The organism is Planctobacterium sp. AWH2_060 (assembly GCF_056158425.1).
Genome location: NZ_JBSWTG010000001.1, coordinates 2,273,710 through 2,296,549 on the forward strand (window position 1 = coordinate 2,273,710; position 22,840 = coordinate 2,296,549).

At 42.5% G+C, this 22,840-nt stretch carries 20 protein-coding genes; 3 read left to right on the forward strand and 17 right to left on the reverse strand.

What is annotated here, in order from left to right:
* Positions 1–8: 8 nt before the first annotated feature.
* Genes ACXAD8_RS09625 through ACXAD8_RS09650 form a run of 6 tightly spaced genes read right to left on the reverse strand, consistent with a single transcriptional unit; the run spans position 9 to position 5,643 of the window.
* On the reverse strand, positions 9–1,721 hold the full coding sequence (locus tag ACXAD8_RS09625) for a DUF6716 putative glycosyltransferase (RefSeq protein ID WP_475227767.1): 1,713 nt from the start codon (positions 1,719–1,721) through the stop codon (positions 9–11).
* Between the two features lie 14 nt (positions 1,722–1,735).
* Entirely contained in the window at positions 1,736–2,551 is an 816-nt protein-coding gene (locus ACXAD8_RS09630; protein ID WP_475227769.1) for a hypothetical protein, read from the reverse strand.
* Complete coding sequence (locus tag ACXAD8_RS09635) at positions 2,541–3,530, reverse strand: class I SAM-dependent methyltransferase (protein ID WP_475227771.1); 990 nt, start codon at positions 3,528–3,530, stop codon at positions 2,541–2,543. The genes ACXAD8_RS09630 and ACXAD8_RS09635 overlap by 11 nt, the downstream gene beginning before the upstream one ends.
* Complete coding sequence (locus ACXAD8_RS09640) at positions 3,530–4,111, reverse strand: acyltransferase (RefSeq protein WP_475227772.1); 582 nt, start codon at positions 4,109–4,111, stop codon at positions 3,530–3,532. The genes ACXAD8_RS09635 and ACXAD8_RS09640 overlap by 1 nt, the downstream gene beginning before the upstream one ends.
* Before the next feature lie 5 nt (positions 4,112–4,116).
* Complete coding sequence (locus ACXAD8_RS09645) at positions 4,117–4,884, reverse strand: 3-deoxy-manno-octulosonate cytidylyltransferase (RefSeq protein ID WP_475227774.1); 768 nt, start codon at positions 4,882–4,884, stop codon at positions 4,117–4,119.
* On the reverse strand, positions 4,885–5,643 hold the full coding sequence (locus ACXAD8_RS09650; protein WP_475227777.1) for an HpcH/HpaI aldolase family protein: 759 nt from the start codon (positions 5,641–5,643) through the stop codon (positions 4,885–4,887).
* 240 nt (positions 5,644–5,883) lie between these two features.
* On the opposite strand from ACXAD8_RS09650, the gene ACXAD8_RS09655 reads away from it, so the two are divergent.
* From ACXAD8_RS09655 to ACXAD8_RS09665, 3 genes are all read left to right on the forward strand, one after another.
* Complete coding sequence (locus ACXAD8_RS09655; RefSeq protein WP_475227778.1) at positions 5,884–8,652, forward strand: Lcl domain-containing protein; 2,769 nt, start codon at positions 5,884–5,886, stop codon at positions 8,650–8,652.
* A 61-nt stretch (positions 8,653–8,713) separates the two neighbouring features.
* The gene (locus ACXAD8_RS09660; RefSeq protein ID WP_475227780.1) at positions 8,714–9,088 is read left to right on the forward strand and encodes a hypothetical protein; all 375 of its coding nucleotides are present in this window, start codon (positions 8,714–8,716) and stop codon (positions 9,086–9,088) included.
* Between the two features lie 22 nt (positions 9,089–9,110).
* Complete coding sequence (locus tag ACXAD8_RS09665; RefSeq protein WP_475227782.1) at positions 9,111–9,500, forward strand: hypothetical protein; 390 nt, start codon at positions 9,111–9,113, stop codon at positions 9,498–9,500.
* A 34-nt stretch (positions 9,501–9,534) separates the two neighbouring features.
* Here ACXAD8_RS09665 and ACXAD8_RS09670 read toward each other — a convergent pair whose 3' ends face one another.
* The 11 genes from ACXAD8_RS09670 to ACXAD8_RS09720 all read right to left on the reverse strand — a co-directional run bounded on the left by ACXAD8_RS09670 (position 9,535) and on the right by ACXAD8_RS09720 (position 22,684).
* Entirely contained in the window at positions 9,535–11,052 is a 1,518-nt protein-coding gene (locus ACXAD8_RS09670) for a lipopolysaccharide biosynthesis protein (RefSeq protein WP_475227783.1), read from the reverse strand.
* Positions 11,053–11,074: 22 nt separating this feature from the next.
* Entirely contained in the window at positions 11,075–12,844 is a 1,770-nt protein-coding gene (locus tag ACXAD8_RS09675) for an LIC12162 family transferase (RefSeq protein ID WP_475227786.1), read from the reverse strand.
* The gene (locus tag ACXAD8_RS09680; RefSeq protein WP_475227788.1) at positions 12,838–13,677 is read right to left on the reverse strand and encodes an SDR family oxidoreductase; all 840 of its coding nucleotides are present in this window, start codon (positions 13,675–13,677) and stop codon (positions 12,838–12,840) included. The genes ACXAD8_RS09675 and ACXAD8_RS09680 overlap by 7 nt, the downstream gene beginning before the upstream one ends.
* A complete protein-coding gene (locus ACXAD8_RS09685) occupies positions 13,677–14,450 on the reverse strand; it encodes an SDR family NAD(P)-dependent oxidoreductase (RefSeq protein WP_475227790.1) in 774 nt (257 codons plus the stop codon). Before ACXAD8_RS09685 ends, ACXAD8_RS09680 begins: the two co-directional genes overlap by 1 nt.
* Positions 14,451–14,452: 2 nt before the next feature.
* Positions 14,453–15,433, reverse strand: coding sequence for an aminotransferase class IV (locus ACXAD8_RS09690; RefSeq protein ID WP_475227793.1), 981 nt, complete (start codon positions 15,431–15,433; stop codon positions 14,453–14,455).
* Positions 15,434–15,725: 292 nt separating this feature from the next.
* Positions 15,726–16,178, reverse strand: a complete 453-nt coding sequence (locus ACXAD8_RS09695) for an acylneuraminate cytidylyltransferase family protein (protein WP_475227795.1) — start codon at positions 16,176–16,178, stop codon at positions 15,726–15,728.
* Between the two features lies 1 nt (position 16,179).
* Positions 16,180–17,001: a sugar phosphate isomerase/epimerase family protein gene (locus ACXAD8_RS09700; protein ID WP_475227798.1), complete on the reverse strand. Its 822-nt coding sequence runs from the start codon at positions 16,999–17,001 to the stop codon at positions 16,180–16,182.
* A gap of 86 nt (positions 17,002–17,087) precedes the next feature.
* Complete coding sequence (locus ACXAD8_RS09705) at positions 17,088–18,974, reverse strand: N-acetylneuraminate synthase family protein (RefSeq protein WP_475227800.1); 1,887 nt, start codon at positions 18,972–18,974, stop codon at positions 17,088–17,090.
* Positions 18,975–18,999: 25 nt separating this feature from the next.
* Positions 19,000–20,367, reverse strand: coding sequence for a GHMP family kinase ATP-binding protein (locus ACXAD8_RS09710; protein ID WP_475227802.1), 1,368 nt, complete (start codon positions 20,365–20,367; stop codon positions 19,000–19,002).
* Positions 20,364–21,083: a sugar phosphate nucleotidyltransferase gene (locus tag ACXAD8_RS09715; RefSeq protein ID WP_475227805.1), complete on the reverse strand. Its 720-nt coding sequence runs from the start codon at positions 21,081–21,083 to the stop codon at positions 20,364–20,366. The genes ACXAD8_RS09710 and ACXAD8_RS09715 overlap by 4 nt, the downstream gene beginning before the upstream one ends.
* Positions 21,084–21,142: 59 nt before the next feature.
* Positions 21,143–22,684 (reverse strand): hypothetical protein, encoded by a 1,542-nt coding sequence (locus ACXAD8_RS09720; protein ID WP_475227806.1) that lies wholly within the window; start codon positions 22,682–22,684, stop codon positions 21,143–21,145.
* Between the last annotated feature and the right edge of the window lie 156 nt (positions 22,685–22,840).

Genomic DNA, 22,840 nt, shown 5'->3' on the forward strand with positions numbered 1-22,840 from the left:
GTTCTACCTTAAACGGGGCATTGAAATAGTGATTTAGTTTTTTGTTCATCAACTCGCTGAAACAAGGAATCTACCATAGAAGGAAACGCTGGCTGATTTAGTATGCAAGTCATAAATTCACTTAACTGATTTGACGTATAAAATATACGCCACAAATTGGGGTCTACCAACTGAGGAATTGGATTCATTGTAACACCCGACCAGTTCCCCATGATAGCGACCGGAACACCCAACGCAACAGCTTCAAGACAGGCACTTGATGTCGAGGAAATTAGCATAGTCACTCGAGTGAGCAATTCAGACATGCTTTCCTTGGTAATCGATAATCGACTGTCTAGAGCTTCAGGTATTAATTCAATGAAACGAGCGTAGGTTAAACTGGGATGGTGCTTTAATATTACGACAACGTCTTTATCTACGTTATCTAGCATGTCTAGTGTGGCTTTTACCAATTTACGACTTTCGTCAAGCATGATCGGCAGAACCACAAGTACCGTGGTTTGCTGTTCAGGGGCGCGTTGAACGTCGAATAAATAAGAAAAACGAAACGCAGGTGATACTGTCGCGTTGATGCCGTCAAACGCTGTATTGCGAATTCGCAACTGCTCTTGATTGATAACATGGAAAACATCAGGTACTGAATTTAGTTCTTTTTCATAGTATTGCGGTTGTGTACAAGCATAAAAACCGGGAACGTTGTAGCCTTGGTATCCATGGACTTTCACTTTTGGATAGAAGGTTTTAAGGCCTATATTATACGCTCTGTCTCCTACTTGATTCTCATGCCAATCAATGGCCTTGTGAATATTGACACCAGCTTTAAATAGTTGACGAATAAAACGATATTTACAAATCGTTTTAATTAGTGAGAATGCAAATATCTCAGACTTTGCTTCTTGAAAAAGCAAATCTGAATAATCAACTCCCTGCACTGATGGTACAGATTTTAGCTTGAAGGGTAACACTGCACTTTGTGCAAAAGCGACGAAATAATCCAGTATTGAACACCAAGATTCTTGAAGTAAAAAATTAGCTTCAGACCCCGCAACGCCGCTAAATAGCTTTTTGTAGTCCGCAGGCTTCCGGACTCCAATAAGGGTAGCGGTAAAATAGCGATGCTTGAGTTCACCTGGACTGAGGTATTGCTCATGCCCAATGTAAAATCGGTCAATAAAAGGCCCCGGAGCATCGAAACTGTAGGTGAATAGAAAGGTATCGATCAACAAAACGTTGCCCTCTGGCATTTTTTTTGTTCGATAAAGCCTTGACCAAAACAAATCACTCAATACGCCATAGACACTAATCAGAAAGTTTTTAAATGCATTTATAAATGCCGACTTTGACCGCCCCGAGGACAGTATCGGGATACCAGATGCCTGATATTTCTCCAACATTTGTGCGATAGGCTTTTTTAGCGTCTGAGTGTCAATTACTATAGCGTCATAGCGCTTCCCATGTTTAAGTCTGTCTTCCAAGAGCGCCAACTTGCACATATGATCAAGTAATTGAGACTGGACAGTATTACGACAGGTAACTTTTAAAAATAAGGCCGCGCCGTTAAGACAGTTAGCACGTATTAGTTCACCTACATATTCATTGTAAACCTGCCTAACTCCCGGTTCCAGTTCATCAATTCTCATTGCGTCAGAGAGAGATAACTCACCTTCCTTGCGCAAATCCAGGACATTTCCTTGAGGTGTTGTAAACGCCGAATCGGACACGTTTAACTTCTCCGTTATTTGTTTTCCAGACCAGCAATGTACTTTTCTATCCGGTTATAGATAAATTGATGCTCATTCGACAGATAATGCACACCATCAAAGGTCACAATTTGTTCTTCGCTCACATCCAGAATGTGGCCATGCAACTTTTCTGATATTGTCTCAATGAGTTTATTGCAGACCTCTAGTTGTTGATAAAATACTGAGGGCCGGGGCCTTGGCAAGGCCCTACTTTGACTGATTACCGGGGTATTTACAAAGCAATATGTAGAGGCACATTTTGACAGCCTCTCACTAAGTTTAATAATAGAATCCGGTTCTAATTCACTCGTGGCCAGATATTCAACCTCTCCACTTGACAAGGTATAATCGCCAAGTCCTTTTGAGGCAGACTGCAACCCACACGCTGATATCTGTGCTTCCAAATCTTCCAACACCGACTTTTTCTTTGGTGTCGTATCCACAAAACCGACATTGGTGATCACGTGTTTTACGGTGATATCCTGTGATTCCATGACACTTAATAAAGTCGGAAAAACTGTCAAATATAGCGGCCGGGACAATATTAAAAAACGAGCGCCAATTTCAGTGAAATAATTTGCAAGCAACTCTACCGTACTTCTACTGTCTGGGCCGTCGACCATGGCACCACGACTGTCAAACAACACTAAAAAATCAAACTCACCGTTATCACTGCCCCAAAAGGTGCGGCATTCGTCCGATGTACTTACAGCGCCATTACCCAATGATATAGTTAAATCCTGATAAGACAATAGAGTGCGGTAACCACCCTCGTCAGAGGTATTGATAAATTTCGGGCTAGTCAACATTTTTCGCTAAGACCCAGGTATGTGAACTCAAGCGATTATCAATCAGAAATTGCTGAAAATTAGCTGCCAATTTATCATCTTTCACCAAGGCTTTAATGAAGCTATTATTACCTAAGCAGTCCGGATCAGTTCGCAAGGCATTCCGCACAATATCAACATCCAGAACACCCGGAGTCAAGATATCAACATCAACCAGACCTGCTCGTTTAAATAACTCTTCAAATCCGGCTATTGACATAAAGTTAATGTGGTGAGGGGGGGAAACACTATTTGACTGCTCCCATAACAACTGAATATCAAAACCATCAGAGCCCAGTGTACTCACCATCAAGTAACCACCAGGTTTGACGAATTTTTTCAATACTTTAATGAACGAAAGTGTATCGTGAACGTGCTCAAGGACTTCAAAACAAATGACCAAATCTGCGGTTTTATCATATCCCTCTACATCTTCAGCTATTGCTTCAACCACCTCTAGTCCACGTTCTCTACAAATCTGTGCTAAATTTGCTGACGGTTCTATCGCAATTCTGCGGCAGCCGGGTTTACTCTTAGCCCATTCATCAAGAAATATACCGTATCCAGCACCAACATCCATTACCGTTTCGATTTGTAATTGTTTTTCTTCACAAAGCGCTAAAAGTCGCTCCACACGAGGCCGAAATATTCGTTCTCTACGCGCTTCAGCTACCTTTGGAAAAAACTGTTCAGCCCAAAAATTGGACGAAACTGAATCATTATAGAATTTGATGTATGACTCAAGGTCCGGTCTCGGCGATTGAAACAGTGTTTGACACTCATCACAGGTCACATAATCGAAGCTATGTTTTGCAAAAGCATAACTTGATTTATGGTCACCGCACCCGGGGCACGGTACGGTATCTCGGGGGGCGTTTTTGAAACATAATTCAGCGTCTAACGCTGATAATCTTAAATATTCTTGAAATAATTCTTGTGGTCTGATATCTGATTCTTTCACTATGTGTGTTCCCTGTACTTAATAACTTTTGCAGGAGTTCCTCCGACTATCGCCCAACTCGGTACATCTTTTGTAACGACGGCACCAGCAGCCACAATTGCATGGTCTCCGATTTTAACATTAGACGTCACAACAGCATTAGCACCAATCCAAACGTCCGAGCCGATATCGATAATTCCCGGTCGATGCCCCTGCTCCCGAATAGGCTTGGTGGCGTCATCGAATTCGTGGTCGCTGGCTCTGATGACAACATTGGGGCCGATGATGGTTTTATCACCAATGGCAATAGAACCACCATCACTCGCATCAATCGTCACATTAGTGTTAAAGCCAACATCTTTCCCGATGGTAATTTTACCATCGAAGGGTTGAATTCGGGTCAATTCACTAACAAACACGTTTTCTCCGATAGACAGGTTACCCGGGGCAATTTCGGCAAGCTTGCCAATCGAGAGTTTCCCTTTGCTTCTGAGTAACTGTCTGACAACAACCCCTCTAAATAGGCAACCTAATCGTCCTGGAACTAACGCTAAAACATCGAAAAACCATTTACGGATTTCTCCTTTCAGTGTATTAAGCATCACAATTATCTATAAGTTTGCATTAGCTCGTCATTAGTCATATATTTTTCAACGTTCTGACGATCTTGCTCAGTATCAACACTGAATGAACGAGCTTCAGTCATCACCATTTTTACTTTTCCTCCGGTTTCAATGATGCGCATCATATCTACCGACTCAATACGTTCCAACTCAGTCTCAGGGGTGTCATTGAACTGTAGCAGGTGCTCTCGTTTAAATGGGATGATACAAACCTGTTTTAACATAGGTACGTCTGTCACTCCCTTTTTACGAGAAGGGATGGGTTCTCTCGAGAAATAAATTGCATCAGAGTTGGAATCGACCACCACTTTAACTTCATTTGGATCTTCAAACTCCGCAACTGAGTCCATATGAGCCATCAAGTTCACGACGTTAACCGTTGAATCTTCTTTAAATGGAGCAAGCGACTCGCTGATCATTTCCGGTACAACCATTGGCTCATCACCTTGCACCATCACAACAACATCTATCTTTTCACCCAACAATTCTTCGGCTTTTAGCATTGCCTCGGCTGTACGATCCGTTGCGCGCTCATGTTCATCAGAGGTCATAATTGCCTTACCGCCGATCGACTCAATATATTCTTTGATTTCAATATCGCAAGTCGCAACGTAGGTGTCTAACAAATCAGTACATAGTCGCGTCCTCAAATAACAATGACCAATCATGGGCACTCCATGTATTTTTGCCATTGGTTTACCGGGCATACGAGAAGAGCCCATTCGAGCGGGAATTATTGCAATAGCTTTCATTTAGTTACCTTTTATTGTTTTTAAGCCACTTCTGCAGGCCGTATCAAGCATTCGGACATCAAGACTGTATGCGATAAACTGATATCCTTGATCAATGCGCTGGCGCAGCTGTGACTCGTCGGGTTCGATGATGTGAATCCCACCGGCCTTGTTACACTGTTTAGCGGCATCATTTACGCGCTCCATAGCCGCAATGAAATCAGAGTGTTCGAATTGGCCTGGAATCCCCATCGAAGCGCTCAAATCATAAGGCCCGATAATAAAGCCATCGACACCTTCAGTAGCAAAGATCGCCTCAATATCATTAACAGCATCAATATGTTCTATCTGAACAATTACAACCGCTTCCTCACGTTGCCAAGAAAAATACTCTTCGAAACGGTTCCCCCAACGCTGTCCTCTTGCTAGGCCAACGCCTCGCTTTCCAATAGGGGGATACTTAACAGCACTTACGGCTGCACTCGCATCATTTGCGCTCTTGACCATCGGAACGATGACGCCACCAGACCCAGAATCCATAATACGTTTAATCTGATTTTCATCGTTACTGGTAAGTCTCACCAGTGGCGTCACGCCACAAAGTTCAATGACCCGGATCAACTCCTCAGCTTCACGAATAGTGATACAACTGTGTTCCAAATCAACAGCCAGCCAGTCAAAGCCCGATTGCGCCATTATTTCAGCAATCGTTGGATGTGCAAGTGTAAGCCAAGAACCTATCGTCAACTCATTTTTCATCAGCTTACGCTTTAAACTCATACCTTACATTTCCTTACAATTTGCGTTTGCTGTTACGGAACCATTTCAAATGGCTAATAAGCAAACTTTAATGATGTTTTGCCTTGTAGAAAGGGCGTCTTTTCAAGTTGTGCAACTCTATATTAACTGTTCTGAAAAGTCACTATTCAGCCAATAAGTTAAATTAATATCTGTATATTTTGGCCAGTTGTTGGAGTACACTCAGTATAGTGAGGCTCAGATACGGTTTGTATTATACACATGTTTAGAGCACCCAAGTTCAGTTTGAAAGTATTTGCTTTATTGCAACTCGCGCTTTGTTCTGTAGGCGCAACTGACTCCTATGCCGTAGAGATTGGCGTTGTACCAATAAATGATACCGGCATGACTTGCGATAGCGCCCCTTCCCCTGGGTATGATGACGACTGCCTCCATGGCCGTGATGCCCTGTACAACGACAGCGCCGATGGTGCTGCCGGATTTAGCTATACCAAAATTGACAGCGCAGGCAATTATTTACCTTTTGATGCGACTGAGTGGCACTGTGTACTGGATAACGTCACCGGACTTATCTGGGAGGTCAAAACCAACGATGACAGTATCCACGACAAGGACAATACCTTCACAACCACCAGTTCGGAATCGCTGCTCAATCTCACCAATGCCGCCTCATTCTGCGGTTACTCAGACTGGCGACTGCCTGCTAAAACAGAACTATGGTCTTTGTATAACTATGCTCAGGCTGCCAACCATAGCCAACTGGCACCTGACTCACGTTTGTTCCCCTTTGCACAGGCAACCAATTACCTGTCTTCTGACTATATTTATCAATTTCAGTTGCCAGCACGCCTTGTCCGCTCAACAACTATCGGCCTGGAGTTGGTTGACCGGTTTGTGGACAATGGCGACGGTACCGTCACTGACCGGAACACCCGATTAATATGGCAGAAATGCTCTATCGGTCAGATGGTTAATAACTGTACCCAGGATAGCGCTGACAAGGCAGTATTAACCTGGCCTGAAGCATTGCAGGTACCGGCCACTAAGAATAGTGAGTCCATGGCTGGCTACAATGACTGGCGGGTGCCAAACATTGCTGAGCTGGCCAGTCTCTATTCCAGTGACAATATCCTGCTGCGCAGTTTCTTCCCTAATACCTATCCCACCTACTTCTGGAGCTCCAGTGGCGGACAATCCTACAGAGAGCAAGGAAGTAACAACAGTATCGTGTTTGCTTTCGATTTTTATAACAAGCAAATATATTCACGCTTTCCGATTGAAATCGGATTATTGCGTCTGGTCAGAGGTGGGGAAAACCGGGCACTGTTCACGCCTGGTGACAATGATGCCGATAACGATGGTATTCTCAACTTCCAGGATAACTGTATTGATGTGCCCAATCAGGACCAAATCGATACCGATAACGACCTCATCGGGAATGCCTGCGACAACGATGATGATGGCGATGGTTATCTGGATAGTGAAGATCAGTTTCCACTGGACAGTCAGAAAGCTGGAGACGGTGACCAGGATAGTATTGACTCAATCATTGATAACTGCCCCACCATCAGTAACACTGATCAAGCTGATGTGGACAATGATGATATTGGTGATGCCTGTGACAGCAACAGCTTTGCCCCCATGTTTTCCGACACATCAAATTATACACTATTGATCGCAGAATCATTTACCTTACAGGCTGCGACAGATAACGATGGCAACGCATCCCTGAGCTTTACCGTCAGCGTCGCGGCAAAACATGGTGACGTCAGTTTTGATAATAATGGCGTAATGACATACACCGCGCACAGTAGCGGCGAAGACCAATTCACTTATATCGCCAGCGATAATGAACACAATGACCTGGAAAATACCATTTATGTCACTGTCAATCCCATTCCTGTCGGGTCAGAAGACAACGAAGTAGCGCGAGGCGTAACGCCACTAAATGATACCGGCATGACTTGCGATAGCGCCCCTTCCCCTGGGTATGATTACGACTGCCTCCATGGCCGTGATGCCCTGTACAACGACAGCGCCGATGGTGCTGCCGGATTTAGCTATACCAAAATTGACAGCGCAGGCAATTATTTACCTTTTGATGCGACTGAGTGGCACTGTGTACTGGATAACGTCACCGGACTTATCTGGGAGGTCAAAACCAACGATGACAGTATCCACGACAAGGACAATACCTTCACAACCACCAGTTCGGAATCGCTGCTCAATCTCACCAATGCCGCCTCATTCTGCGGTTACTCAGACTGGCGACTGCCTGCTAAAACAGAACTATGGTCTTTGTATAACTATGCTCAGGCTGCCAACCATAGCCAACTGGCACCTGACTCACGTTTGTTCCCCTTTGCACAGGCAACCAATTACCTGTCTTCTGACTATATTTATCAATTTCAGTTGCCAGCACGCCTTGTCCGCTCAACAACTATCGGCCTGGAGTTGGTTGACCGGTTTGTGGACAATGGCGACGGTACCGTCACTGACCGGAACACCCGATTAATGTGGCAGAAATGCTCTATCGGTCAGATGGTTAATAACTGTACCCAGGATAGCGCTGACAAGGCAGTATTAACCTGGCCTGAAGCATTGCAGGTACCGGCCACTAAGAATAGTGAGTCCATGGCTGGCTACAATGACTGGCGGGTGCCAAACATTGCTGAGCTGGCCAGTCTCTATTCCAGTGACAATATCCTGCTGCGCAGTTTCTTCCCTAATACCTATCCCACCTACTTCTGGAGCTCCAGTGGCGGACAATCCTACAGAGAGCAAGGAAGTAACAACAGTATCGTGTTTGCTTTCGATTTTTATAACAAGCAAATATATTCACGCTTTCCGATTGAAATCGGATTATTGCGTCTGGTCAGAGGCGGGGAAAACCGGGCACGATTTACGCCATTTGATAGCGAAAATATTCAGTCGAGTTGGCGTTATGCTATATATAAATCGCGAATGACAAGTAATAATGAGCAGGCTCCGGAAGCGCAATTGCAGAAAAATACACATGATTTGGATTGAAACAAAATATCTGATTTATCGATCAGTTGTAATGCTGAAAGCAATTATTTGTAGGTGACACATGAAGAGTATTCGAAAAATAGTGCTGTTGATGATTATTGCCGTAGTGGCGCCAGCGACATTAGCCGACACAGCATTTTTAAACGCTAAAGTAGTTAGGGTGCTTTCAAACGATGGAAGTAAGTATGGAGGATGTATGGCGCAACTTAATATCACCCCTAAGAACGAACTTCCTTCGTGCGGCCCTTATTGGGTCACATTTAGTTGCACGGGTGAACACACTGAAAAAGAAAACGCACTTTCTATGTTCGATACCGCTAAAATGGCGCTTGCACTTGATATGGACGTTTATGTTGAGTTTACTGATGCCAAGGGAAGTGATGGTTTTTGTTTTGCCTACAGAATCGACGCTCTAAATGGTCGCAGTATCCAATAAATATGAACAGGTATTGCTAATTATGAGAAACCGTATTTTTACTGCACTCATTTTTACTTCATGCGTGAGTTTATATTTTTTGACAAATTTGTTTGAAACAAGGGAAAGCAGCAATATAAAACTTGCGGATGTTATACCCATGGAGAAAACAAAAAAAACTCACATACACAGTGAGCAAAATAGGATCATTGCTGAACAACTACCGCAAACGAAAGAAACGTTAAACAAAATAGATCCGCTTAAGCAGATTTCCGAAGCTATAGTGCAACCGGTAAAGTCAGAACAACGTTCGGAATATGAAGGTCATGCAAATGTGGGTAAGTTTATCGATCCAATGACATTTCAAAAAAGCGAATATAATGGACCACCAAATGTCGGCGTCTATATTCCGGTAACAGGCGCTTATCCATAACGACTTCTGAATGCAAACACATTCATGTAAACGCCTATTGTCTAAGTCGAATCGCTTTAACTTGAGCAATCAACGAACCTTTTTCAAGGCCAATTATTCTTGGCCATACCAATAAGGCGAGCAAGGTAAACAACAAATATCCCAACAGACCACAAACAAGTGGCACTAGAATTGGCCAGGTTTCGGGTAAGGCGAAACTAACAAGTTGCTTTGTTAGCGCACCAATACCGAGCAAAACAAGTATGACGACCGGCTGATATAGCCATCGATACTCCCAGCATAGCATCCTTGAAAGCCAGAAAATGGACAGGTTTACAGTTAACACTTGAACAATGACCATTTTCAATGCCAGTCCAGTAGCTCCTAATTCCATACCGGGAATAAAATTTGATTTCGGCGCTAAAACAAAATACACACAAATAATACTGAGTAAAATATGAATACTCCCCAATATTACATAGGTTTTTGACTTCTCCATCGCAAAGTACATAGAACCGACCACTTGTCCGAGGGTTTGATGCACCGGATACAAAAACATCACAGCCATGGCAAGCGCTCCGGACAAATACTCACTGCCCAACGTCAATGAGATTATCTCTGAAGTCCATGGGATCAGGTACCCAGAAACTAATGCTCCCAGAAAAAACAAAATACGAGAGGTTTTATCGAACAACTGCTTTACCCGTTCTTGCTCCCCTTTATGCCAAGCTTCAGCGACTTCTTTCCATAAAATTCGCAGTATAGAAACAGTAGCTATCAAACTAATGTTGGCAAATTGAGCGCCAACAGAATAATAGGCTTGTTGTACTGCTCCCCCATACTCTTGCAATAACCAGGTGTCTAAAAATGCCATCGCCATTCCAAACCAAGCATAAGGTATAAGTGGTAAACAAAAATCTCGATACTCTACAATCATCGAACTATATGATTCTTTTTCATCGATTTTTTCAACAGGTATAAGCCACCATGCGAGTGCAATAGCAAAAGCAAATTCCGCAGTCATCAATATAAAAACCAGCTCAATAGCTAGTTTTTCAACAATAAAAAGTGCAGAAACAAGGACTAAATGAGTCAAGGACACTAGCACATTGAATAATTGAATCTGCTTGGTGAATCGCTGTGATTCCCCAAGCTGAGATATAAAATTCCATAGTTGTCGTTGGAAAAATACAGCAACAAAGGCTATTAATACTCGCTCTCGCTCTTCACCGTGCCATATGCTTGATATCCACGCTTCAGGTGCAATCACATATATAAATAATACAGACAAAAAGAACTGTAGAATCAACCAGCCAACATAACTATTTATAAAGCGCTTAGAGCGGTTCTGTTTTGACACAAAAGTGTAAAATGCATTAGAGCTCCCCATGTCCAGCAACTGCATCAAAGCAGTGAAGCTGGCTAGCAAGAATGAAAAAACACCATACTCTTCTGGACCAAGTCCCCTTGCCAAAACCAAGCCAGTTAAAAAGCCAAACAGCGCCTTACATAAGTTTGCTATCAAGGTATAAATAAATCGGCTATGAATAGACGATTCAGCACTTATAGACACAGGAGATTCAGACCTTTATTACTCAAGCTGACAGTCTTTTGAACAAATGGGCCCACTCTGTCAGTCCATCTGGATTGACATGCGCGAAATGACCACAGAATGCCAACCTCGCAGCCTGTACATCATCCGTTTCCCACCAAGAGGTTACATCACTCCAAATAGCTGCGATATGCAGAGCAGCGGATTGGGGGGTATCATGTAAAATACCTACGGCTTTTAAACGCTCATAATAAGGCTCTGCTTCTTTGCGTAACTCCCAATGCTGGGGGTTCCAATAAAGTACACTTGGAAAGTTAGATGATAGGGTTTCCAGGTGTGTGGTAGCATCGTACGTACCCACAAACAATCTGCAATCAGACAACGTTTGTAGTAATCCTTGTTTCCGATCATCGTAAGAAATAGCAGGAAATGCATCTTTTAATCGTTGTTGTTCTTGCCAACCATATTCAGTCGGAGCCAATCTTAGCTTGGTTTTATCAAAGATATTCGGGGGCAATTGATTAATGAACTCGAAAAGATCGTCCAGATAACACTGATGTTGAGAGGCAAAAGAAATACTGTAAATCCAGTAACTATATCTGGGCACCACAAGCGTGGTTAGAAGCATCTCACCATCGTTTTTCGATTTTAGATTTTCGATACGTTTAAGGTTATTGGCACTGAGCGCTTTTAAGCCAGCAGCCTCATCATTTGCCCACCCCCAATTGGCCAGCAAATCAGACGTTTTCATCATGTGGTCTTCAAGAGAATGCAATCTACTGCAACCAAAATTACCGCCATGCTGTCCGATAATCAGCTTGCTACCTCTGTCTACCTGCCGTGCACACCAGGCTTTGAAAAAATCATTAGAAGTATATGCATTGGCGTTATAAATCACTTTTACATTTTCTGGCCAACTACACTTCAATGTTTGATGGGTAAGAGCCTTGAACCCTTCCAGGTAGCAGGTAGGTATTTGCATCGGTATCAGAGCTTTTAAAATGCTTTCAAATTCGTTATCACAGTGAAATGTTGGTTGAATCTGTTCCCGCTTAGTCATGCTTACCGGAAATTTTTCGATTTGAGGCGCGAACCATTTCGATGGCATTTGCCCAAGTTTCAACGATAGCAAAAGTTCTTCTTTAGGTTTTAAATAACTGCTAATTAGAAAAACTTTATTCCTTTTTGCAAACATTCCTGAAGTTTTGTTAAGCAATGATTTTAGGCGATCTCTCCACCCGGTCGACGAATGTTGCAAAGAGGATTCATCGAGGTTTTGTGATATAGTTTTAACTTCAAATTTTGGAGCTGGCTCCATGCGCTTAATAATTTCGCCATAAACCCAATGATTCCATGAATCATCAATAAAAAAGGCGATGAAGTCATCCATTTCCGCCGGCACTAACGTATGCGCGTCAAATGCAAGGATGATAGTATTCTCAATGTCATAATTTTGATAGGCCAGTCTTAGCATTTTCCATCTATCAAAAATAATTTCAGTAAAGAAACTTAACCAAGGTCCAATTAAAATTCGCCATGCTCTTTCAGACCATTGAGTGCTGTGAAAGCGATTTAGTTGTTTTGCAAGATCTTTGAAAACCTTTTCATAAACCGCTCTCAAGTACCAATAATCTTGCTCCAACTGCTGTCGGTCATCCCAATGATAAGGTACGGTTGCGATGTCTTTGTTTTGCCATTTCTCACGCTCACTGTATAAAGCACACCACTGTCCTAAAAAAAGCATGGGTTGTTCTTCGACCCAACTGCGCTGATCCGCCGTTGTTACTAGCACCCTGGAGGCGTCAGCTACCATACTGTACGCCCACCTTCAACAGGGATAATAGCCCCATTTAAATAACTTGAGGCGTCACTTAAAATCCAAACCAAGACCCCTTGATATTCATCAGATCGAGCCATTCTTGCCATAGGTATCCGTGAGGCAATTTCAGATAAAAACGCTTGTGGCTGACCATTCTCTACGCCACCGGGGCAAATAGCGTTACAGCGTACATTCTTGTCCGCCCAATAAGTCGCGAGGTAGCGAGTTAATCCTACTAACGCCGTTTTCACCACAGAATAGGTAACTGGCTTAACAGGCTGTAAATGCTCTGGTAACGTTGAATCGGCATACAAACGTTGGTCAGGGGCCATAATGCCTAAATCTGAGGATATATTGAGTATTGACCCGCCATTAGGATTTTTTGCGATCTCTGCGCCATAATACTTAGCACAAAGGTAAGAGCCAGTCAGACCCACAGCAATATCCTGTTGCCATACAGACATCGGAAAGTATTCCAGACGAGAGAAGTTCTTATCCTTAGAATTTTCCATTTTCGGATTGTTAGCGGCATTATTCACCAAACCATCAATCTTACCAAATTGAGCAACCACTTGTTGACAATGCTCAGCAATGGCTTCCTCAGAGGTTATATCAATAGCGCAGCCGACAGCCTCAATGTTAAAGCGCCTTTTCAACTCGGCGGCAAATTCATTCAGTCCGTCCTGATTCAAATCTAGCATTACAGGGATACCACCATAAGCGCTGATCGCTTCACAATGCTTGCGCCCTAATAATCCCAGAGCCCCTGTGACAATGATAATTTTGCCGTCAAGACGAAACATCTCTGACAATTGCTCATCGAGCATCAAAAAACTCCTACTGTTTGACCGCCATCAGCAACTATTACGCTTCCTGTGATGAAGGAAGCCCGCGCTGAACTAAGAAATACAGTTGCATCAGCAATCTCTTCTGGAGTGCCAAATCGCTGCATTGGAACGGTACTTTCAATGATTTGGTTTATGCGTTGCGGATCAGCAGCGATTTTAGCTTCCCAGGCACTACCGGGAAAATTTACGTTGCCGGGCGCAACGACATTTACCCGAACGTTTTTCGCAACTTTTCTGGCCAAATTTTTTGCAAACGCTAAAACGGCTGATTTAGCCGTTGAATAATCCACAGGTGCACCGAATGCCTCTAATCCAGTGATGGAGGAAATAAACGACATTGCACCTTTAGATTCTTCCAGCAGAGGTAAAAATACTCGTGCCGTCTGCAGAGCACTATCAAAGTTGGTACTCCAAACTCGATGCCACTGTTCATCTTCAGGAATAGGATCTGCAACGCTTCTGCCATCACCCACGTTTGCGACGACAACATCTAACCCACCGAACTCTTTCACAACCGCTTTTTTTAATTGCTCCAGCGAATCCTTGTCAGTGCAATCGCAAGTCATAGTCTTGACCGCCTGTTCACTGTAACTTACTGCCAATTCTGCAAAACTCTCTTGTAATTTCTGAGCTCCCCTGGCAGCAAGGACTACTTTAGCACCTTCGGCTAAAAATCCTTTGGCAATGGCCAAACCGATGCCTTGCGAGGCACCGGTCACCAAGACCCGTTTATTCTGTAAACCCAGGTCCATGTTTATTTACGTTTGAATTGATATGGTGTTGGAGCATTGGACTGCAATTGGGCACACTCTTTCCCGTAGCGCCGGATTTGTTGCTCAATATCTACGCCGACATTTTCAGACCACTTAGCCAACAACTGTTTGGATATCGGACCAAATTTACCGTCACCAATAGCAATGCCATTTAACGAAATGGTTGGGATCAAACAAAACGGTGTCGCAGTCATAAATGCTTCGTCAGCCTGATAAACGTCATAGGGTTCAATGTTTGCTTCGCGGCAAGGTATTCCCAGCTCTTCTGCCAACTCAAAAATGTAGTCTCTACTGATACCACGAAGAATGTTCCGGCCTTCAGGCGTAATAATTTCGCCATCTTTTACGATAAAGAAGTTGTCACCCGTACCCTCTGTAATAAAGCCATCAGGATCGATTAATAGAGCCCAGACATTCTCACCTTTCATCTGAGAAACTTCAATATTTGCCATTTGGTAGAAAAGGCGCGAGCGGTTTTTAATTTTGGGCTCCATCAATGAAGCCGGAATAGCTCTTTGCGAGGGAATGACCGCATTAACGCCACTGTCATATAGCGGCGCCATTGCGGCAACTGTCCACTTTAGCGGAAAGTCGGCAATAACTACTGTCGGTTCCATGACACCATCAAAGACTTCTGAGTACAATCCCAACGGCCCGCGACTAACGTTAATCATAAGTCGGTGTTCATCATGCTCATCAAACACTTCCTCATTTTTTGCAATCGTGTCGTAGCAAGCTTGCTCCATTTCTTCTATGGTCATATTCAGAGGAATATGAAGCATTTTAATACCCGTATAAAGACGTTCAAGATGCTCTCTTAATTTAAATTGCTTTTTGTTGAAAGATCGAGTCATTTCAAACACCATATCACCGAACATCAACGCAGAATCAAAAATCGAGATTTTTGCATCTCTTTCGTCAACGAATTTGCCATTCATCCAAACTTGTCTAGTTTTAGTCATTTTCTACTGTTTTCCTAAAAATCTTAATTGCAATAACGCATAACTTGGCGGTTTGACCGTTTTTATAACAGAAACTCGTTCATCACTGCCTTACATATACGTATATCATCCATACCGTCGATTTCGAACATTTTCCAAAAGGCCATTTCACAATAACCTATATTACCTCCGAAGCGGTTGTTATTTTCTCTCAGTACTTGAGGTGTAAACAAATAAAAAGAGCCATTTTCAATAAATTTATTAGTTATATCCTGACGCCTCTTTCTGTTCTTATAGTCATAATTCACTGAATTTAATTGACCGTCCGCTGTTTTTTCCCAAAAAACAAGTCTTCCACAATCGATGCGGAAAACATAGAATCAAAGTTTTCATCCTGAAACTTACGCAATGCTGCATCAATGTCTGAGCTTTCCCTCAGAGGCGAGGTGATTTGAGGCGCAACAACAACGTCGATAGGACCATGAGCCTGCTCAATGTAATCAACAGCATGTAACCACGCAGATTCTGACGTCGCTAAATCACCTGAAAATTCATCAGGGCGTAAAATCGTTTTTGCCCCAAACTCTGCTGCGACTTCTAAAATTTCTTCACAATCCGAACTGACCCAAACATCATTCACATTTTTAGCCCAAGCACATTGCTGTATCGTCCAGGCCATTAACGGCTTACCGCAAAAATCAATGATGTTTTTTTTAGGTATTCCTTTAGAACCACCTCGTGCCAAAATGATGGTTTGTACATTCATACTATTTTCTCTTTGTAAAAAACGGTTTCACCCAATCCATCTGACGTTTAAAGATTTCAACGCCCTCATCATCCCTGTATGCTTGCATGATGAATGGTCCTTGGTATTCAAAATCGGCAAGCTTGTTGAAAAACAGCTCAAAATCAGCATTCCCCTCCCCCAAAACACAGGGACCGCCATGGAGTACACGATCTTTGATATGAATATCGGAAATCTGATGTCCGTAGGCATCTAACTCTTCCAACGGATTAAAGCCTAGCGCAGCACTGTTACCGATATCATAATTAACGGTAACATTATTACAGGCTATATTGTTCAATAATTCAGCAAACGCACTTGGCCCCAAGTCTGTTTCTAAAGATAAATTAACACCCAGCTCTGCCACTTCTGGCGACAAAGTCTTCATGATGCTGATGAATTGGTTTTCTGCAGCCTTATTTGTCAACGAAGATTGATCCACACAAGGAATTACCGCATCGGTAATTCCTAGCGGTCTTGCATTTTTGAGTATTCTTAGCAGGGTTTGGATGCTTTTATCCGCTACCATTGAGTCTCTACTATGCAATGGCGCTTCCATTAAATAATCCACGCAGATTGTTTTAACGCAAACGCCAGTAGCTTCAATAGCATTTTGGATCTCTTGCACACCCTGTTCAGACATGAGTGGGTTTTGCTCTACATCGTTAAAGTCTAAAATAAACTCGATGCAATCAAGCCCGAGTTCAGCAGCAACAGAAAATTCTTTTTGCCAATAGCCCACTGGGTGAGCTTGATAGCGTCCTAAATACTTTGGTAACAGTCGCCCTTGCATCACACCAAACATAAATGTTCCCCTAAATTAATCTTTATATAACCAAAAAAAGACTGTGCTAAGTACAGTCTTTTTAAAAAATGCAGACACTAAAATCGTTAAATCAATCCACTAAGACGCTGTAATGCAATCCAGAATCCTTCACCAGAATTCTTGTGCCCTTGCCAAATCTCAGGAATGAAGTACGCATCCGGGCAGCCTTTTTGTAGAATTTTCCCTAAACGATCAAAATCGAGATCTCCATCACCTACCTGAAGTCCTTCTCCATTTACACCTTTCGAATCACCTAAATGGAGATGCCCAGTCAAAGGTGCGACCTTTTCAGCGAACTCATAAAAATCCAAACCGAAATGATTACAGGTTAAGCGAGAGTGAGATACATCAAAACAAATCCTCAACCCTAGTTTGTTACACCAATGAACGATTTCATCGGCATGTACAAAAATGTTCTGGTAGCGCTGGCCACCAAAATGCCAGGGAAATGGCGCCATTGTTTGAGGAATTAATTCTACACCTTCCATATCTAACTGTTTCAGCGATTCTGCAAATGTTTGATAGTAGCTTTCGATCACCTCTTTTGGCAGGTTTTCGTCCATCGTAAAGCCACCCACATTGGCAACGATCATTGGACGCTCAGTTTTGGGAAAGTAGCCTTTCAGTTCACGAGTAATATCAATAACACGTTGCGTTTCGCGAATGGAAAACGCTCTGTATTCTTCGTCTGGTGTCGCCAAATCCATTAACCGACTACCGGAAAACAATTCCGGGGCATGAACGACAAAATCACAATCGTATTGCCCAGATAAATACTCGCTTATCTTCAAGTCCATATCAGAATACGAAAGGTGAAACTCAAATAAGTCCGGCTTTATGCGCTGATGGTATTCAGCAAAGTCATGGTAGCGTACTGGCACGCCCCAAGGCCTTGTAAACTGATAAGCACTGGGTTCGACACGCGTTTCGGACAGATCTGATGCATAAAAATATCCCTCATCTTCTACATCCCGCTGTAAGGTTTTACCCAACAAATTTTCATATTGTTGCGGGGATAACCCCTGACCAGGGCTACGCACTTTTATATGTTCAGGGGCTAATACCGTACCCTTACTCAACGCGGAGGTTGCCACCAAACTCTTGCCAAGATTTTCACGATTGATCATTTCACCCTGAGAAAGCTTTCTCTCACCTTCCTGACCAAGCGCCTCCTCGATTTCCCGGATCCCGTCAATCAACATCTTGAACTCATTATATTCAAGACTAGCTGCATGATCAGGACCTTCCATGTTGCGATCTAAAGTAAAGTGTCGCTCTATCACCTGAGCACCCAATGCAACAGCCCCAAGACTTACAGCAATACCTCGCTCATGCCCAGAGTAACCGACGATGGGATGAATTTTTTTTAAACTATTCAGCCATTTCAAATTGATATCATGCAACGGAGCAGGATAAGTACTATTGCAATGCAATACCGCAAACTTGGCGTCACGTTTGTTTAGAAACGCGACGGTGTTGCGCACTTCCTCATCGGTACTCATGCCAGTAGACAATATAAGCGGTTTACCGGTTTGCACTAATTTGTCAATTAATGGCAGGTTAGTCAGATCCGCAGAGGCCACTTTATAACCTTCAACACCGAAGCTCTCTAACGTTTCAATGCTTCTTTGATCCCATGGTGTACACATATACAAGACACCAATTTCAGCGCAGTAATCCGCTAACTTTTTATGTTCTTCCAGCGATAGCTCAAAGCGGTTCAATAAATCCAAAACATACTCTGTGCCTAAATCATCGCCTGATTTTTCCAGTGAACTTTTACGATATACCTGCTCCAAATGCCGCATTTGAAACTTAACACAATCCGCGCCCATTCTAACGGCGAGATCGATCATCTCTACTGCCCTTTCAAAACTACCATTATGATTATTGCCAATTTCCGCAATAACGAATGCTCTGTTATTTCCTACTTCAAAATTTCCGATCTTCATTATTTTGTACTTTAAATTGCTAAAGTTAATCGATGTCCCTTGCAGACCAAGCCCTCAGGCCTGAATGCTCAAAACGAAAAGGGACGATGTCAAGGTTCATACCACGTAATGCTTGCATTAACCGATGTTTCTCAAATGGTGGGACAAAAAATAAGAAGAATCCACCACCACCGGCTCCCAGCAACTTCCCACCAATGGCACCATTGGCAATTGCTGAATCATATATATTGTCCAAAGCAGAATTTGATATCTTTTTACTAAACTGACGTTTAAGTAACCAGGCATCATGCATGGCTTTGCCAAATTTCCTTAAATTCCCTTTCAGCAGGTAGTTACGCAACTTGTACGTTAATTCAACATTACTTTGAACTTTTTCGTTGACACTAACATTTTTCATGGACTCTTTTTGATCTTTGTGGATGTCTCCGGAATCATGATCAAAACGTGTGTTGCATAGAACCAGGCTCTGCTCAAGCTCTAGCAGTACTTCTTCACTAACTCTAAGCGGGTGTACCAAGTTTTGTTCCATGCGAAATTCCATGAAATTAAATCCGCCGAAAACAGTCGCATATTGATCTTGCCAACCACCTGAAACATTCAAGTAAAGCCTTTCAGCCTGAAACGCGAGTTCTGCTAATTCGTGTGAATCCCACTTATCCGTTCGAAATTGATTGAAACAGCCCAAAATGGCAGCCGCTACCACAGCTGAGCCACCCAAGCCAGAATTCATCGGGAAGTCAGAATGCAAATACAAGTTAAAACCGAACTCAGGATGGATAACCTTTAATACAGCCTGGATGAGCCCAAAACGGCCCTTTTTACCTAACAGATCAGCCAAATCATTGGCTTCTAAACTATCCTGCAGATCTTGAGAAACTATTGTAATTTTATCATCGTTTCGTATGCGTAAAGTAGCATGGCTATACAAGGAAATGGTGGTGTTAATCACCGCCCCTTGATTATCTTCAGCGAAATAATGCGTGAGGTCAGAGCCTCCCCCACCAAAACTCACGCGCACGGGGGCCATTGCTCTGGCATAAACCTTGTGCTCGGTTGGGATCGGCAGGTGATCTCTGGTAACAATTTCAAGTAGGCGACGCTCTTCGTCTAAAACCGGAATAACCTTGATAACATGGTCAAGGTTCTTCAAAATTAACTCACGACTCGTTTTTGTATCGGCCCAAATAAAATTGGTATTCGCACACTTCTCGATAGCGTCGTCAGTCTGCCCCCCCTTAACCAGATAGCTTCTAATGTCGCCATCGGTTGCTAATCCTAACACGCGATTTTCAGCATCGATTGTAAGAATAAATCCTTGCTTATTTTCTGTTATAAGTGCTAGTGCTTGTTTGATCGTCTCACGATAATCGACGCAATAAGACGCTGTATTCACAAATTCTCCTGCTTACTTGATTTAATGTAGGAGCAAAAATTGAGATAGTCTTCTGGAATGCCGATATCCACAAACTTAGATTCCAATTTGACTGCACCCAGCTCCCCTTTTGCACTCAATGTTGGAAAGATTTCGTTTTCCAATGAAAATGGTTTCCCGTTCCATTCTTTAAAACTGTCTGTTTCCAAATGGGATACCCCTGCGTTTATCCAACCTCCACCAACGTCTGCCTGCTTCTCCTTAAAAGCAACCACCTTGCCCAGTTTGATTTCCACTTTGCCATAACGGCTGGCGTTATCGACATGGATACATCCCATACAGGGTGCGGATGTAATTGTGAGTTCTTCGATACCTGATTCAAGATAGGTATCAGCATTCGCTAACAAAAAACTTTCGGACAGATTTAATTGTTGGACAGCGTACGCAACAGCCCCACCGGTGCCCAATGGCTGAGGTTCAACAACGAACCTGACAGTACAATTCGATAATATCGTATCAGTTATCGATTCTATGTAACGCTGAAATATGTCAGCTTCGTAATGCAAAAGAAATATAAAATCTCTTACCCCTTGCTGCCGCCAGCGTTCAAGTAAGTAAGAAATAAAAGGGGCTCCTTCCACAGGTGCCATAGGTTTAGGAACATCTGAGACCAATTGTTTAAGACGGGTACCAAATCCGCCAGCTAATACTAATAGTGGGAGCTCTAATTCTTTCATAAACTTGACGATTTCAGCCTGCCTTTGACGATGCTTGGTATTTAAATGTTTAAGAGTTATCAAACATTCGGTTTTGTATTATTCGTTACAATATGTCGAACAAAAGCAACAAACAATGCAAATAACACACTAAAGACTGCACCTATTAACGCGACCATTTTCCGATTGGGTTCAACAGCCTTATTAGTAAGATAGGCAGCGCGTCCTAATGTATACATTTTTAGGCCGTCAAAATTAAATGTTATCGCTTTTAACGCCGCGATATCAGATTGTATTTTAGGAAGGTTTTCAATAAAGGGGTCATCAGACACCCGTATTTTTAATTCCATTAATATGGGATCATTCCTCAAAATCGCGATTTTTTTATCAATTTCATTCAATTGTTCAAGATATTTTTCATCGTTTTCTCGTGCTTTTAGAGCAGCTAAACGAATATCATCTCGAATCATTTTAATCTCGCCTTCAATTTCAGCAATCTCTGACAGGAATCGCGTATCATCCTCACGTTCTGAGAGCGTTTTTATGAGTGTATCTAAGTAATTTGTCCCCATGAGGTAGAGCGGCAAAGACTCTGAATCAGAAAGTTTTATCTCTGTATTGGGTGTAACAGATTGCGGTTTTTGCTGAAGTACAAGATCATCTAATCTTGTGGGATTAACAATTCCCAATTTATCTGCAATTTTTCGTGCTTCCTCAGCTTCCGCAATAGACTTCATCCGATTAGCTTTTGCAGATTGTATTAGGATTTCTTTCCGCTGCTCAAGCTCTTCCAACTTTACTTGATTCTCGGCTTCGATGTTGTTAACCGTTACCATTCTGTCTGACGCAGCTTTTTCAACCAATAAGCGCCGCTCTTGTTCCAATCGGTTTACTTCAACACTAATTTCTTTACTCAGTTTTTTGATCAATAATTCGCGACGATTCTTCGCATCCTCGCGAGCTAGTAATATTTCAGTCTCCTTCCGACGTATTTGTAAATCACGCATTTCTGACTGACGTACCTTAGAATTGTCTATCAAAAAATGATTAACATGCTCAATATATTCGTTTAATAGATTTACAATGAGAGACTCATTCTCGTGTTTTAGCGATAAACTGATTTGTGTAGGAGAACCAATAAATTCATCACGACCAGCAACTGGCTCCAGTATTTCAACTGAAAAATCTTCCAAGAATGCGCTCATTAGTACATCAATTGTATGCGCTTGACGATCCTCATCAGAAAAAATCGCCTCCACATACCCTTTTTCGATAATAAATTGACGCATCCTTTCTGGAGCTCTGACTTCACTATAATATTTTTGAAACAAAGTCTGAGCATCGTAATTTATCATTCCATCGTTAGTAAACTTACTTACATCAAACTCACTCGGTGTAGACAGTACAACTTTACTTTCGAAGATTTTGGTCATTGATAATGCTAAAAATACACTAAGCCCCGTACCGACAAAAGAGATTAAAAATATTGTTCGCCACCAACGTTTAAACCAATTGATGTAGGTTGCAAAGCTAATCTCATCTTCGGGATGATAAAGGTACTCTTGGGGGATCGTGTATAACACCGTTTTCGATTCGGTTTGTTCAGCTAACTTGTCGACCATTTAATTACCTTTTAGCGCGACGTTGAAACAAAGATTAGTGCAGTAAGCTCTGCATGAAATATATGGAATTTGTAGCGAGAAGCATCCATGTCAGTTTTGCCATTTAACAGCAGTAACACGGATTATTGCTACTGCTCTACTACATTAATTTAAAAT